11 protein-coding genes are annotated in these 14,577 nt (G+C 63.6%); 6 read left to right on the top strand and 5 right to left on the bottom strand.

Annotated elements, in window-relative coordinates:
• Positions 1 to 104: 104 nt before the first annotated feature.
• Complete coding sequence (locus ABGM93_RS09615; protein WP_321499044.1) at positions 105 to 560, bottom strand: MerR family DNA-binding transcriptional regulator; 456 nt, start codon at positions 558 to 560, stop codon at positions 105 to 107.
• A 412-nt stretch (positions 561 to 972) separates the two neighbouring features.
• On the opposite strand from ABGM93_RS09615, the gene ABGM93_RS09610 reads away from it, so the two are divergent.
• The 3 genes from ABGM93_RS09610 to ABGM93_RS09600 all read left to right on the top strand — a co-directional run bounded on the left by ABGM93_RS09610 (position 973) and on the right by ABGM93_RS09600 (position 7,121).
• Entirely contained in the window at positions 973 to 5,193 is a 4,221-nt protein-coding gene (locus tag ABGM93_RS09610; protein ID WP_321499043.1) for a peptidoglycan-binding protein, read from the top strand.
• Positions 5,194 to 5,385: 192 nt separating this feature from the next.
• Positions 5,386 to 6,315, top strand: a complete 930-nt coding sequence (locus ABGM93_RS09605; protein WP_321499042.1) for a sulfite exporter TauE/SafE family protein — start codon at positions 5,386 to 5,388, stop codon at positions 6,313 to 6,315.
• Positions 6,312 to 7,121 (top strand): TIGR02186 family protein, encoded by an 810-nt coding sequence (locus ABGM93_RS09600; RefSeq protein ID WP_321499041.1) that lies wholly within the window; start codon positions 6,312 to 6,314, stop codon positions 7,119 to 7,121. Before ABGM93_RS09605 ends, ABGM93_RS09600 begins: the two co-directional genes overlap by 4 nt.
• A 6-nt stretch (positions 7,122 to 7,127) precedes the next feature.
• On the opposite strand, the gene pdeM is transcribed toward ABGM93_RS09600, so the two are convergent.
• Both pdeM and ABGM93_RS09590 read right to left on the bottom strand, forming a co-directional pair.
• Positions 7,128 to 7,853 (bottom strand): ligase-associated DNA damage response endonuclease PdeM, encoded by a 726-nt coding sequence (gene pdeM / locus ABGM93_RS09595; RefSeq protein ID WP_321499040.1) that lies wholly within the window; start codon positions 7,851 to 7,853, stop codon positions 7,128 to 7,130.
• Positions 7,850 to 10,387, bottom strand: a complete 2,538-nt coding sequence (locus ABGM93_RS09590) for a ligase-associated DNA damage response DEXH box helicase (protein WP_321505677.1) — start codon at positions 10,385 to 10,387, stop codon at positions 7,850 to 7,852. Before ABGM93_RS09590 ends, pdeM begins: the two co-directional genes overlap by 4 nt.
• A gap of 298 nt (positions 10,388 to 10,685) precedes the next feature.
• Here ABGM93_RS09590 and ABGM93_RS09585 point away from each other — a divergent pair, with 298 nt between their 5' ends.
• The 3 genes from ABGM93_RS09585 (at position 10,686) to ABGM93_RS09575 (ending at position 12,446) form a co-directional block, all read left to right on the top strand.
• Positions 10,686 to 11,075: a nuclear transport factor 2 family protein gene (locus ABGM93_RS09585; RefSeq protein WP_319772252.1), complete on the top strand. Its 390-nt coding sequence runs from the start codon at positions 10,686 to 10,688 to the stop codon at positions 11,073 to 11,075.
• Between the two features lie 145 nt (positions 11,076 to 11,220).
• A complete protein-coding gene (locus ABGM93_RS09580) occupies positions 11,221 to 11,841 on the top strand; it encodes a 2-hydroxychromene-2-carboxylate isomerase (RefSeq protein ID WP_321505675.1) in 621 nt (206 codons plus the stop codon).
• Entirely contained in the window at positions 11,838 to 12,446 is a 609-nt protein-coding gene (locus ABGM93_RS09575; RefSeq protein WP_321505673.1) for a hypothetical protein, read from the top strand. The genes ABGM93_RS09580 and ABGM93_RS09575 overlap by 4 nt, the downstream gene beginning before the upstream one ends.
• A gap of 61 nt (positions 12,447 to 12,507) precedes the next feature.
• Here the strand turns inward: ABGM93_RS09575 and ABGM93_RS09570 are convergent, their stop codons facing one another.
• Together ABGM93_RS09570 and ABGM93_RS09565 are read right to left on the bottom strand one after the other, a co-directional pair.
• Positions 12,508 to 13,377, bottom strand: a complete 870-nt coding sequence (locus ABGM93_RS09570) for a thioesterase family protein (protein ID WP_321505671.1) — start codon at positions 13,375 to 13,377, stop codon at positions 12,508 to 12,510.
• Positions 13,378 to 13,538: 161 nt separating this feature from the next.
• Positions 13,539 to 14,498 (bottom strand): alpha/beta hydrolase, encoded by a 960-nt coding sequence (locus ABGM93_RS09565; RefSeq protein WP_321505668.1) that lies wholly within the window; start codon positions 14,496 to 14,498, stop codon positions 13,539 to 13,541.
• Between the last annotated feature and the right edge of the window lie 79 nt (positions 14,499 to 14,577).

Below are 14,577 nucleotides of genomic sequence, written 5' to 3'. Positions count from 1 at the left end.
CATACGTAGCGTTGACGTAACATTACGTTTGCGTAAACGTCAACTCCTATCCATTATCCTCTCTCCGTCTTGTGTGAGGCCCCTCCCAAAGCCTCTGCGCGGGCTCACTTTTCGGCTGCTTCGCGCTCTTTCAGCATTCCGGAAACAACTTCCACCGTCCTTGATAATTCGTCGATCGCCGTCTCGATATGGCTCTTCTGCTCCTTGAGCACGTCGATCTGCTGGTTGAACTTGTTGAGCGCCACGCGAAGCTGCACCACCTGCCCGTCGCGAAGGTCGTAGAGATCGAGCATGTCGCAGATCTCGTTCAGCGAGAAACCGACCTTCTTGCCCATCAGAACGAGCTTCAACCGGGCCCTGTCGCGCCGGTTATACATCCGGTTCTGGCCGTCGCGTTTGGGGTTGATAAGTCCCTTGTCCTCATAGAAGCGCAGCGTGCGAAGGGTGATATCGAACTCGCGCGCGAGCTCGCCGATGGTGAAGGTCTTCTTCTTGCCGGTTGTGTCGTTGGGGGTTGCCGCCGGAACGGCGCCGCCATCCATCGATAGTGCTTCACTCATCACAGTGTCTTCCGCTTGTCGCAGTGTTTGTGCTTGTCGCCTTTCCCCCGTGATAGCTTACGTTTGCGTCAACGTCCAGAGACGGACAATGCCAGCCTGTCAATGTGGCCGATGGTGTGCGCCGGGCTGGGATTTTCCGGAATTGGCATCGCGGCCGCTTATGGTTAACCGAAATTTGCGCGATATCGCTTGAAGATAGCAGGCATTAACCCGGCGTTTACCGTGAAAGGAGGAAATTGACCCATCGGATGATGCGCTGAAGGGCGTTCAACTGTCGTTTGCCGGCCATCGCGTGACGCGCGCCAATAAGCGACCAAGTGAAAACTAGCGGGGACTGCTCATGTCATGGAGCATTCGTGACCTGGACAACGATGCTCGGAAGAGAGCGGTCGAGGCTGCTGAACGCGCCGGCGTGACAGTTGACGAATGGCTGAATTCCGTGATCCGCGCCGAGACCGGTCACGCCCGCGACGCCGTGCCCCCCGAAGCCCGGCGCGACAGGGTGCGTCCCGAATACGAAAGAGCTGAACGCCTTCGCGACAGCACCGCCGCGTCTCCGCGTTCCGTCTCGCCCCGCGCCACAGACAAAGACAACATCTCCGAGATTGCCAGCGCGCTCGACCGCCTCCTGGCGGAAGCAGGCGCACAGGCCGAGCCTGCGGGTGCCCGCCAGCAAGCCATGCGCCCCCTCTCGCCCGCGGACCGCCGTCGTGCGGATGCGCGGGATTCCTCCTCTTTCGCGCCCCAGCCGACAGAAGAGGCGCGCAAGCGCACCCCCGATGTCTCTCCGCAGGAACGCACCCAGCGCGTGGAGCGTGTTCTGGAGGCTTTGGGCAAGCTCGACGAGCGCGTGCGCTCCCTGTCCGATCGCCCGCAATCCGCCCCCGCCCCCCGACACAAGGAAGAGCGCCCCGTGCAGGATCGTCGCTTGAGCGAGCGCCGCGCCTCCGCCGACCCGCGCCCCGCTGATCTTTTCCGGCAGCTTTCGCCTTCGCCCACGCGTCAGGAGGCGACTGCGGAAACGCCCCGCCGCCGTGCCTCCGATTTCCGTTCGCAGGACGCGGACAATCCGCCCGCCGGACGTCGCGGCTATGATCGCGACCCGCAGCGTGAAGAACGCATGCGCGACTATGACAGGCGCAGCACCGCAATCGAGCGCAATGACGGGCGCGAACCGCCCGTCCTGTCGGGCGGCCATGGCTTTTCCGGCGGACGTGATGCGCCGGGCGGCGTGGACTTCGAACGCCACTTCCGCGATCTCGCAAACCGCATCGATTCCCTGCGCGAGCCGCAGGACGGCGCATTCACCGATCTGCGTGACGAGATTTCCGATCTGCGCCGCTCCATTGAGCGGCGCGAGCGCAACGGCCTGAGCGACCGTGATCTGGGCGACATCTCGCGCCTGATCGCATCGGTGGAACGCATGCAGCGCGAGGCGCCGGACCCGGATCTGAGCGCCGACGTGCGCGCCGAGATTGCCGACCTGCGCGATCTGGTTCTCAGCCAGAACATTGATGGCGCGATGAAGACGCTGGAATCCGGCTATGCCCACATGGTCGAGCGTCTCGACGACATGCGGCGTCAGGTGCAGGATCCGCATCTGTTCCGGGCGCTCGATCAGCGTCTTGACGATATCGAGCAGGGGCTCGCCGATATTCCGCGTGCCAGCACCTTTGCCGCCTATGACGATCGTCTGGAAGATCTTTCCCACCGGCTGGAGACGCTTGTCTCGCGCGGCGTTCTGGACGGACTGGAAGGTCACGGCAATCTCGATCACCTGGAACACGAGATGCGGGAGCTGCGCGCCGCCATCGGTGATCTGGATGTCCGCGATCTGGTGCGAAATGTGGACGGCCAGTTGCGCGACATGGCTGCCCGCATCGAGGACATGATGGCGGGCGCTCCGGGCGACCTCCACGACCGTCTTCTCGCCTTCGAGGACCGCCTTCCGGAGCCCGGGCTCTTCAACAAGCTCAACAGCCGTATGGAGCGGATTTCCTCCATGCTCGCGGAGGACAAGTCTTCCTCCGGCGGCGTCTCGCAGCGCATGGATGATCGTCTCGGCGAGATCCTCGGGCGCCTGGACCGCATTGAGCGGCAGGGCGGGAATGCCGGCGAGTTCGAGAAGGCGCTGGGCCTTCTGGAGGGCCGGATCGAGAGCATCACCGGCAAGCTCGACGCGCTGGACGGAATTGCCATCGACACCCGCCCCCTGAACGATGCCATCGCCCGCATCGATGCGGCGGCGGAGAGGGTCGGGACGGACAAGCTCGATGAGCTTCATGCACAGGTCGCAGCCATAGCTGGCTCACTGGAGACAGGTGGGCTGGCCAGTCCTTCGTCTTCCGATATCGCCGCCTTGCGCGAAGATGTCAGTGCGCTGCGTCAGGAATTCACGCAGAACGGGTCGCTTGCGGCCACGATTGAACCGCAGATCCAGCAGCTTGCGCGCTCGCTCGTCATCGACGCGGGCGGTGCGGCCGACGATTCCAAGCTGCAGCGTATCGAGCAGCAGATCGCGGTCATTGCCGGACAGCTTGATGCCACCGAGGACCGTCTTGCCGGTCTCGGCCATATCGAAGCGGCCCTTGAGCGTATCGATGCCGCGGTTGCCGGAGGCGGCAGCCTTGCGCAGCCGGGCGAGGCGCAGGCCGCACCCGGCTCCAGGGACGCCATCGACGCGCTTCGCGGAGATCTGTCCCGCCTGTTCGAAGCCGCGCAGGACAATCGCCGCGAAAGCGATGACTCGCTCGCCAAGGTCCAGTCGGTCCTCAATGACATTGTTGCCCGCCTTGCCCATCTGGAGCAGGACGCGGAAAGGGAAGGCAACCTGGGTTACGCCGAAGTGGCCATGGGCGGCGGCGGTCGCCGGGTGTTGATGAGCCGGTCGTCCCTTCCGCCGCGCAACCCGCCCCTTCACGGTGATCGGGAGAAGGACGCGGCTGAGGGCGAGAGCGCGGACGGCTCGGCCGCGCCGGATCTTTCGAGGGTCGAGGATCTGCCGCTTGAGCCGGGAAGCGGCAAGCCCGACCTTGCTGCCATTCTGCGCGCGCAGGCCTCAGAAACCAGCAGTCGGATGGGAAGCGGTGATCGCAAGGCCGATTTCATCGCTGCCGCCCGCCGCGCCGCCCAGATGGCGGCCGCCGAGGTTTCTGGCGGGGCCGATCAAACGGATGAGGGCGATGGCGAGCGTCGCGACCGCGGCGCCTGGCTGCGTGATCGGCTGAAACGTTCGCGCAGTGACGATACGGTTGCGCCGGTTTCACCGGAAGAGGCCTCCGAACGCGCGCCCATGACCAAGGCCGAAAAGGTCAAGGCGAAGGCGGCCAAGGCGCGCAAGGCGGCGGATCTGGGGCAGGAAACGCCCGCAAAGTCCGGCTCGCGTCTGCGCCGTCCGCTGATTTTCGCCGCCGCCGCTGTGATCCTCACCATTGGCGCGCTTCAGGTTTCCCGGATGCTCTCGCCCGCCAGCGATGCGCCCGCCCCGCAACCTGCCCCCATTGCGGAGGGCACAGACACGCCCTCCGAGCGCCCGGCGGTCCCGTCCGCAGGTGCGTCTGAGGAAAAAAGTGTTGCGGCGCAGTCCAGCGCAAACGAAGGCAGGGTCATCCCGCCAGCCGCCAGCAGCACGCCAGGCAAGTCGGTGACATTCGAGCCCCCGGCAGCAGCTCCTGGGCGCTTCGGGGCTCCCGACGCGGTGCAGCCCTTCGGTCGGTTCCAGCCGGGAACGGACGCATCTGCGGGAGCGGACGCGCCGCAAGGAGAAAGCACGCCCTCGAAGCCCATGCCCGACACCGCAGTTGGCCCGCTGGCCTTGCGTCTGGCCGCCACCGATGGTGATCCGCGCGCCCAGTTCGAGATTGCGCTGCGCTATACCGAAGGCAAGGGCGTGACCGCCGATCTGGCGAAGGCTGCGCAATGGTATCGCCGTGCGGCCGAGGGTGGTCTTGCTCCGGCGCAGTATCGCCTCGGCAGCTTCTACGAGAAGGGCCGCGGTCTGTCCCGTGACCTTGATGAGGCGCGCAACTGGTATCAGCGCGCCGCCGATCAGGGAAATATCAAGGCCATGCACAATCTGGCGGTTCTGCTTGCCGATGGCGGGCTGGGCAAGCCCGACTTCACCCGCGCCGCCCGCTGGTTCAGCATGGCGGCAGAACATGGCGTGCGCGACAGCCAGTTCAATCTTGGTGTGCTCTATGCGCGCGGACTGGGCGTGCCGAAGGATCTGGCGGCTTCCTACAAGTGGTTCGCCATTGCCGCCCGGCTCGGCGACAGCGATGCCGCTTCCAAGCGCGACGAGATCGCAAACACCCTGCCGGAACCCCAGCTTGCAGCAGCCCGCAAGGCGGTAAGCAGCTGGCAGCAAAAGGCGGTGAGGCCGGAAGCCAACACGGTTGAAATCGACGATGCCTGGAAGGCCAAGCCGGACAATGCCGCCGACAGCAGCCAGAACCTCGTCAAGCAGACACAGGCGCTGCTCGGGCGTCTGGGCTATGACGCGGGGCCTGCCGACGGTGTTCTGGGGCCACGTACGGTTGATGCGGTGCGTGCCTTCCAGTTTCAGGCTGGCCTGCCGGTCGATGGTGCCATCAACTCCCAGCTGGTGCGCACGCTTGCCGGCCGTTCCATCTGACATTCTGCCTTGGTGGTGGATGGTGCGACCATAAGGCGTTGCAGGCGCGACGGCGAAAGGTGAAAGTAGAAGACGCAGCGATCATGAATCGATTAAAGGTGCCGCGATATTGGCATTTTTGAACGTCATGATCGTCTGAGCGAGTTAGCGGTTCACATCGAAGCGCCGCGCCCCGAGCACCGGACCGGACCGTTGCAGATTTACCTCCCCATAGCCGAACTGCCGGTCAACATCTTCATGATTCTCTCGATGGGGGGCGTCGTCGGCTTTCTGTCGGGCATGTTCGGTATCGGCGGCGGCTTCCTGCTGACGCCGCTCCTGATCTTCACCGGCATTCCACCGGCCGTGGCGGTTGCAACCGTCACCACGCAGATTGTGGCATCCTCCTTTTCCGGTGTTCTGACTTACTGGCGGCGAAAGTCGATCGATTTGCCATTGGCGCTGGTTCTCCTGTCCGGCGGCATCGTCGGCTCTGCCATCGGTGTCTGGCTGTTCTCGCTGCTGCAATCGGCAGGGCAGCTCGATCTCACGATCTCCATCGCCTATGTCTCCTTCCTGAGCCTGATCGGCGGTCTGATGCTGGTGGAATCCGTTCGCGCGATTTTGCACAGCCATTCCGGCAAGCCGGTCACGCTGCGCCGTCCAGGGCAGCACAACTGGGTGCACGGCCTTCCTTTCAAGGTTCGTTTCCGTCGCTCGCGCCTCTATGTGAGCGTCATTCCCATTGCGGGCATTGGCATCGCAATCGGCTTTCTGGGGGCTGTGCTGGGCATCGGCGGCGGCTTCATCATGGTGCCCGCTCTCATTTATCTGCTGCGTGTGCCCACCAATGTGGTGATCGGGACCTCGTTGCTGCAGATCCTGGCGACCATGGCGGTCGCCACCATGCTGCATGCCGCGACGAACCAGTCGGTCGATGCGCTTCTGGCGCTGATCCTCATGGTCGGGGGCGTGATCGGAGCCCAATTCGGCGCTCAGGTCGGCCAAAAGCTGCGCGGTGAGCAGTTGCGCGCGCTTCTGGCACTTGTGGTTCTGGCCGTTGGCATGCGCTTTGCGGTCGATCTGGTGCTCGAACCGGCAGATTTCTTCTCCCTCTCGGTGTTGTCGGGAGGCGGCGAATGACCCGGCTTTCATCCGCTTTGAAAAAGGCAATGACCACCGCTGGCGTGCTGCTGGGCGGTGCGGTGGGCTTTGTCTTGCAAGCGGGCGATGCGAAAGCGGAAACGCTGGTGACGGCCCTGTCGGAACCGGCCATCAGCATCACGTCCAATTTCACCGGGGCCGATATCGTCGTGTTCGGCACGGTGGAGCGTGATGCGGTGACCGTGGAACGCCCCGATCCCTACGATATCGTTGTCACGGTCCGCGGGCCGAAGGAGACGACCGTCACCCGCCGCAAGGGGCGGGTATTCGGCGTCTGGGTGAACAACGACGCTGTCCGGTTCATCGACATCCCCTCTTTCTACGCATTGCATGCGACCCGCCCTCTTGAGGAGATCGCCGACACCGCCGTGCTGAATTCGCGGCAGATCGGTGCCGAGTACCTGCCGATGCGCAGCGATGGCTCCGGGCAGGAGGATGCCCAACGCATCGCAGAGTTTCGCAAGGCCTTGTTGCGCCTGAAGCTGCAGGATGGCCTTTATGCGGAACGCACGGATGCGGTGACCTTTCTCTCGCCCTCGCTTTTCCGCACCACCGTGCCGTTGCCAGCCAATGTGCCCGTCGGCAATTACGAGGTTGAGGTGACCCTGTTCCGCGGTGGGGCGCTTCTGACGAGCCATAGCGGAAGCTTGAAGATCGGCAAGGCCGGGTTTGAGCAGTTCACGTTTGAACTGGCTCACACCAATCCCGTTATCTACGGGTTGGCGACCGTGCTCATGGCGCTCGCCACGGGCTGGCTCGCTGGCGTCATTTTCCGAAGGGAATAGGCGCGTTCAGTCGCCGCGCAGACGGTTTGAGGCGATCGGATATATCCGGTCGTCCCCGATCAGGTAGGCGGTAAAGGCATCGCTGGGGAAAATCTCGTCCCAGGCCTCTTCCAGCACGTTGAGGCCGCCGGTAAGTGCGCCGAAGGCAGGAAGCACGAGGCGGGTTCCATCGCCCGCAAAACAGCGCCGACGAAGGGAGCGACCATGCCTGCGCACCCGCGCCGCCGGATGCAGGTGCCCGGCAATCTCGCCCATCACCCGATCTTCCAGCGGCTCGTGCCGGAAGATGATGCCTGCCAGATCGATTTCTTCGCAATGGTCGCCGAAACACCCTGAACTGGCTTCCGGGTCGTGATTGCCGCTGATCCAGACCCATTCGCGCCCAAGCTGCATCATGGCGAGGTGGGTCTGGTCGCCCATCGTCATGCGCGCCACCGCATCTCCATCGTGAAAGCTGTCGCCCAGCGAGATGACGCGCGCAGGCTGGAAATGGTCGATGACCGTCGCCAGCCGGTCAAGCGTCACGGCCGTGTCATAGGGGGGCAGCATCACGCCGCGACGGGCATAGGATGACGCCTTTTCCAGATGCAGGTCGGAGACGATGAGCGTGCGCTGGCTTTCCCACCACAGCGCGCCGGAGATGTGCAAGGTCATGACTTCGCCCGCAACGGTCACGTCATGCCGGTCAACGACCGGCAAATGCCGCCAGATGGCTGTTGCAGCGAAATTCACGTCATGGCCTCCGCGATGAGTTCATCTGCGAATTCGGCGAGGAGCGCTTCGTTGGCCTCGCCATGAACCGGCTCGCGACCGATCTCAAGCATGACCGGAACCGCGAGCGGCGATACGTAACCGAGACGAGTATGTGTGATTCTCGCCCGGATCCGATACAGAAGCCCTCCCAGACGTGAAATGTCGAGAAGGCCGGTCGCCGCATCTGCCCATGTTGCACTGAGCAGGATGTGGTCCGGTTCATGCTCACGCAAAACGTCATAAATAAGGTCGGAGGAAACGGTGACCTGGCGCCCGCTCTTTTCCTGCCCGGGATGTCGCCGTTCTATCAGCCCGGCAATGACCGCGCAGTTGCGGAAGGAGCGCTTCAGCAGCGCAGATCCGGCAAGCCACGCATCCAGATCGTCGCCGAGCATGTCCTCATCGAACAACGCGTCGAGCGACAATTTGCCTGTGTGAATGGCCTCTCCGATATCGCGAAGACCCCAAACCGCGAGCGCGTAATCGTTGGCGACGAAGCCCAGCGGGCGCAACCGTGCGCGCTCCAGTCGGCGCGTCAGCAACATGCCCAGCGTCTGATGGGCAAGCCGTCCCTCGAAGGGATAGCAGACCATGTAGAATTTCGAGTTCCTGGGAAACGTCTCCACCAGCAGCCCGTCGCGTTCCGGCAGGCGCGACTTCTCGCGCTGGATCTCCAGCCATTCGCGCACCTGATCCGGCAGCACCTGCCAATGCTCCGCCTCCGCCAGCATCGCGCGCACACTTGCCGCCAGATAGGTGGAGAGCGGAAACTTGCCGCCCATATAGGCGGGCACCTTCGGATCGGCTGAATGGGCGCGCGACACATGCGCCTCGTTTTCGCGCAGGGCTTCGAAACGCAGGATCTCGCCTGCAAAAACGAAAGTGTCTCCGGGGCTGAGCTGTTCAATGAACCACTCCTCGACCTCGCCCAGAACGCGGCCGCCACGCCCCACGGGCGTGCGTCTGCCTTGCGAACGCGAGCGCCCGAGCCGCACCTTGAGCATCGGCGCCTCCACGATGGTGCCGACATTGAGCCTGTATGCTTGCGCAAACCGGGGGTGGGCAAGTCGCCAGAGCCCGTCCGGCCGCCGCTTCAGCCGGGCATAACGGTCATAGGCGCGAAGCGCGTAACCGCCGGTCGCCACGAAATCGATGCAGCGCAGGAAGGTCTCGAAATCGAGTTCGCGATAGGGCTCGGCGGAGGCGATTTCGGTGAAGGTCTCCCGCTCCTCAAACGGGCCTGCACAGGCAAGCCCGAGAATGTGCTGGGCCAGAACATCGAGCCCGCCCGCCCGGCCCGCCGGCGCATCCTGCGCGCCTGCTTTCGATGCCTCAAGCGCGGCCCGGCATTCCAGCACCTCGAACCGGTTGGCCGGCACCAGCAGCGCCTTGGAAGGCTCGTCCATGCGGTGATTGGCCCGCCCGATGCGTTGCGACAACCTGCTTGCGCCCTTGGGAGCCCCCACATTGACGACAAGATCCACATCGCCCCAATCGACCCCGAGATCGAGCGATGAGGTGCATACGACGGCGCGCAGTTGCCCGGCTGTCATCGCGGCTTCCACCTTGCGCCGCTGTCCCGCATCGAGCGAGCCGTGATGGAGCGCAATGGCGAGAGTGTCGTCATTGATCCGCCACAGCTCCTGAAAGAGCCGTTCCGCCTGACTGCGCGTGTTGACGAAGACGAGCACGGTGCGATGCGTGCGGATCGCCTCGTAAATGTCCGGCAGAGCATAGGCTGCGGAATGACCGGCCCAGGGAATGCGGGCCTCGGACGGCAGGATGGTGATGTCGGGTTCGGCCCCCTCAGCCACCGTCACCAGTTCGGCAAGGGCGCGGGGTGCGTCCTTGCCCGGTCTCTGTGGGGCGAGATAGGCGCGCAGATCATCCGGTTCCGCCACGGTTGCCGAAAGCCCCGTCATGCGAAGGTTCGGGGCGAGTTTCCTGAGCCGGGCCAGCCCCAGCGCCAACAGGTCTCCGCGCTTGGAAGTCACAAGCGCATGCAATTCGTCGAGAATGACGGTGGTGAGATCGGCAAAGAACTCCGATGCCTGCGGGTCGGCGATCAGCAGGGCGAGCTGCTCCGGCGTCGTCAGCAGGATGTCGGGCGGCACCCGCTTCTGGCGCTGGCGCTTGTGAGCGGGCGTGTCGCCGGTGCGGGTCTCGATGGTGATGGGAAGCCCCATCTCGGCAACCGGCGTCTCCAGATTGCGCGCGATATCGACGGCCAGAGCCTTGAGCGGTGAAATGTAGAGCGTATGCGGACCGCGGCGCGGTGTGCGCCTTTCTGCCGATGCGCCGTCTTGGCGGGCGAGATCGATGAGGCTTGGCAGGAAACCGGCGAGCGTCTTGCCCGCACCGGTCGGGGCTATCAGCAGGACCGAGTTTCCACGCGCGGCATGATCGATCAGTGCGAGCTGATGCGCGCGCACCCGCCAGCCACGTGTCGCGAACCACGCGGCAAAGTCGGGTGGAAGCGGGGCAGGCCCATTCTCCTGCACATCCTTGTCCAATGGCCGGTCCCTGGTGGTGATTACAGCGCGGAACCGCAATCGAGGTGGCGTCTTTCCCGTCCTTTCGACGGCGCTCATGCCTTGTAAGTGTAGCTCTGCGGAACGATGTGCAAGGGAGGAAACTGTTCCCCATCGCCTTGGCAGGTGCGACGGGGTATATCGGTCTGTAACCAGTGTTCAGATCATCGCTTGACGGAACTGGACAGCGTGGCAGGCTGCCACGCGCTGCCCCGGATACGCGAAGCGCGTAACGGCAGAAACGCGCGACAAGAAGAGTGACCAACGAAAGACGACGCCGATGACGACCGAAACGGATACGAGTGCTATTCAGGACCTCTTCGCGGCCTATGCCAGCGGGTTCGACGATTTCGACGCCGATGCCATCGCCGACCTTTTCGCCTATCCGGTCGTGATCTGGCAGTTCGACCGTGGAAACATGTTCGAGGATGACGAAGACCTCCTGGAAAACATCGAGGCCCTCTTGAAGGTGCTCGAAAGTGAAGGTGTCGTTCAGTCCGAGTATGAGGTTCAGGCGCTCAGCGTTTCCGGCCCGACAGCACTGGCCAGCGTGAGCTGGAGCCAGCAACGCGCAGATGGCGAGGTTGCTCTTGCCTTCACCTGCCACTACCACCTGGTCAATATTGAGGGCGAGTGGCTGATCGCCTCGATCTTCAACGAAAACGTCTGATCGACGTCCCGCACTTGTGTGTCCGGGGTGTCGGAGTTTCGCCTCGGGGACATTGCGGATCGTGGATTCACTTGCCCTGAAGGGTTGCCGCGGCCATGCTCTGGTGGCGCGCAACGACGCGCCATGTCCTCAGGGAGGTTCCTGTGTGAGCGCGACGATCGATTATTACTTCACTCTGATTTCGCCATTTGCCTATCTCGGTCACGATCGATTGCTTGAGATCGCGGAAAAGCATGGGGCTTCGCTGCGCTTTTTCCCGGTGAACCTGGGCGCGGTTTTCTCCCAGACCGGCGGTCTTCCGCTCCCCTTGCGCCATCCCGCGCGGCAGGACTATCGCTGGCTGGAACTACAACGGTGGCGCGAGATCAGGAGGCTGCCACTGAACCTTCGTCCGGCCCATTTTCCAACCGACCCGACGCTTGCCGATTGCACGGCAATCTTTCTGGCGCAAAGCGGCGGCAAGGTTGCGGAATTCGCGCGCCGTGCCTTCCGGGCCTGTTGGGAACTGGACCGCGACATTGCCGATGAGCACGTGATTGCGGGTATTCTCGACGATCTGGGCGCGCACAAGGGCGACCTGATCACGGCGGCGCTTTCGGAAAACGTCAAAGAGATCTATGCGGAGAATGCGCGCCAGGCCGCGGCCGCAGGCGTTTTCGGCTCTCCGTGCTACATCTTGAACGGGGAGCTTTTCTGGGGGCAGGATCGTCTCGATCTGCTTGAGGACGCGCTCGCCTCAGGCCGCGCGCCCTACAGGCCGATTTGACCAGCGAGCCGGATATCACCGGTTCGCATTCGCGCGCGCAGGCGCCGATGATCGCGCCCACGGGGGCCGACCTGACCCTCATGCCGGAGGTTTCGATGCGACTGATCGTGACGTTTTTTCTCGCCAGTCTGGCCATCGCACCGATAGGGTCCGCACGCGCTGGCCCGGATGAAGCGAACCCGGCCGCCCCAGACCGATATACCCTGCGCGAAACCGCCAATGGCTGGTTGCGGCTTGACCGAGAGACGGGGCAGGTTTCCTTGTGCCGTGCGAAGTATGGCGGCTGGATATGTGCGCCCGTGCCCGACGCCACTCAGGTCTACGAAGCGGAGGCGAAGGCTCTGAAAGAGGAGCGCGATCGCCTGAAGGCGCGGGTATCGCAACTCGAAGCGCGTCTTGAGGCGGCTCGCGGCAACGCCCCCGGGGACACGGAAGCGAATGACCCGAATGAAGCCGCCCCACCGAAGGCCGCGCCTGCGCAGCCGCTGATCACCCCGGAAGAAGAGCGTGAGTTCGACCGCTTCATGGCGTTTTCCGAACGCGCCATGCGCCGCTTCTTCGGGATGGTGAAGACGCTTCGGCGCGAGTTCGACGACCGGATCTGACAAGGTCCCGTGGCGGCTTTGGAAGGCCGCCACGCCCTGTCGGGTCTCATGTTGTCGCCGATCAGCCCAACATGTGGGAGCGAAGGCCGTTGCGCGCGTCTTCTGACAGCTTCACGGCCTTGCGGTTTTCCAGATCCATGATGATCGCGGTCACATCCATCACCGCGATGAGGCGCTGGGAGGCGCTTTCGAAAACGTGATGGCGGAAGGTGAAGGTCTTGTCGCCCACGCTCGTGATGCCGGACAGCACATGCAGCACCGTGCCCGCCTTGATCGGCATGCCGCGTGTCAGCTTCATTTCCAGCGCCACGCGCCCATAGTCGTTCTTGTCGAGCCAGGGGCGCGTCATCCCGGCGCTTTCCCAAAGATGGGGCGCACCGTCGGTGAGGCAGGCAAGCACGAAACGGTCGTCGGCATTTCCGTCAAGCACGCAATCGCGCGGCAGCACCGTGGCCCTCGTAATGAGTTGGGCATTGGCGGCCCGCAGCTCCGCGTCCTTTGCATCGAGCGAGGCGGGCACCGCCTCGAAGGAGCGCGGAGCGGCGACGGCGGGCATCTCCTCGATCACGTTGTCCAGGCGCTTGCGAATGTCCTTGATGGCCCGATCGGAGGGGGCATAGCCGTCAAGCGCCGTCGCCGCGATGCGTCCGGTGGACCGGTCGCGCATCACATGAACGATGCTCAGCATGTAGGGGCCGTCAAAGGCCGCATGGGAGGTGATTTCCACCAGTGACCCGACGAACATCTCGCCGTGATAGCGCACATGGCGCACACGGCGCGGCCCCGCTTGCGCTTCGCTGAACCCCGTCATGAAACGGAATTGGCGGTCGGCCTCCTCGAATTTTGCAAAATAGAACTGAACATTGAGATGATCGTTCTCGTCGCATTCCCAGGTGTTTACGAAGGAGCGCAGCGTTTCGAGGGCGGGCATGGATATTCCGATTCTTCTTTTGGCCGGTGGCCATCAGCCATCGTGCGATTTCAGGCGCAAACCGTATGACAGGCCATCGCCGTATATCGCCTGAAAAAAATGGTGTCCTGTCCATCTATAGAGAACCGAGCGATCCTGCAATTGTTTCGCGCCGGGGCAGGCTAGCGTTTCCCGGCGAAGGCAGCCCGGATGAAGGCGTCGATCTCGCTATTGCTCTGTCTGGAAATTTCCAGAGGGAAGGCCTGGAATACATGGCACCCGCCGGGATGGATTGAAAGTTCGGCATCGTTGCCCGCCGCCAGCCAGCGCTGGGCCATGAACAGGCTGTCGTCGAGCAGGGCGTCTCTCGTGCCGACGGAGAAGAGCGCGCGCGGCAGGGCATGAAGGTTGGCGCGAAGCGGCGAGATGTCGGCGGGCATCGCATCTCCGTCCGCGCCCAGAAAGCAGCGCACGAAATTCGTGATGTCGCGGGTGTTGAGGATCAGCTTTTCCGTTCCCCAGTTGCGCGCGCTCGGCGTCAGCGAGAGATCGTAGCATCCGGCGGTGAGCACCGCGCCTGAAAAGGGCGTCATGCCGTGGCGGTCTCGCAGGCGCACCATCGTGACGACGGAGAGATGCGCCCCGGCAGATTCCCCGCCAATGACGACCGGCAGATGAGCAAAGGGCGACTGATCGAAAAGCCACAGAGCCGCTGTCTCGCAATCGTCGGGTCCGTGCGGATATGGGCTCTCTGGCGCCAGCCGGTATTCGATGGAAAGAGCGACCGCGCCGGTCGTGCGGGTAATTTCCTCCAGCCGGTCATCCTGACCATCAGAGGAGCCAAACGTCCAGCCGCCGCCATGGATATGGAGATAGACGCCGGTAGGCTCCCCGCGTTCCGGCAGGATCTGGCGGATCTGGATCGGGCCATGGGGACCCTCGATCGTCAAAACCTGTGCGCGCGGGCACTTGGGCGGCATCGGGAAGGCGCCGCGCCCCTGGGCCCTGAGTTCGCGCACCACCGCCGGCGGAACGCTCCAGCTGTCTGGCAGGGCTTCCAGCTCGGCAACCTTCTCCGCGTTGAAACGTCGGGTCTCTTCGCTGATGGCGCTACCGAGGAAAAGGGCGGGATCGATCTTCATGGTTTGCAATCTCTCAGCGGTTCTGTCGTTGAGGGACGCTAACGGTCCCTGTTGTAACTGCCAAGTCGATTACGTAGCG

The sequence above is a fragment of the Breoghania sp. genome (genome assembly GCF_963674635.1).
Lineage (GTDB): Bacteria > Pseudomonadota > Alphaproteobacteria > Rhizobiales > Stappiaceae > Breoghania.
Note: the sequence above shows the minus strand (reverse complement) of the source record. Positions and strands in the feature narration are given on the sequence as shown.

Bases quoted from the DNA above. Each gene is read 5' to 3' on its own strand.
- ABGM93_RS09565 (WP_321505668.1), bottom strand. From the start codon at position 14,498: ATGAAGATCGATCCCGCCCTTTTCCTCGGTAGCGCCATCAGCGAAGAG.
- ABGM93_RS09615 (WP_321499044.1), bottom strand. From the start codon at position 560: ATGAGTGAAGCACTATCGATGGATGGCGGCGCCGTTCCGGCGGCAACC.
- ABGM93_RS09600 (WP_321499041.1), top strand. From the start codon at position 6,312: ATGACCCGGCTTTCATCCGCTTTGAAAAAGGCAATGACCACCGCTGGC.
- ABGM93_RS09570 (WP_321505671.1), bottom strand. From the start codon at position 13,377: ATGCCCGCCCTCGAAACGCTGCGCTCCTTCGTAAACACCTGGGAATGC.
- ABGM93_RS09585 (WP_319772252.1), top strand. From the start codon at position 10,686: ATGACGACCGAAACGGATACGAGTGCTATTCAGGACCTCTTCGCGGCC.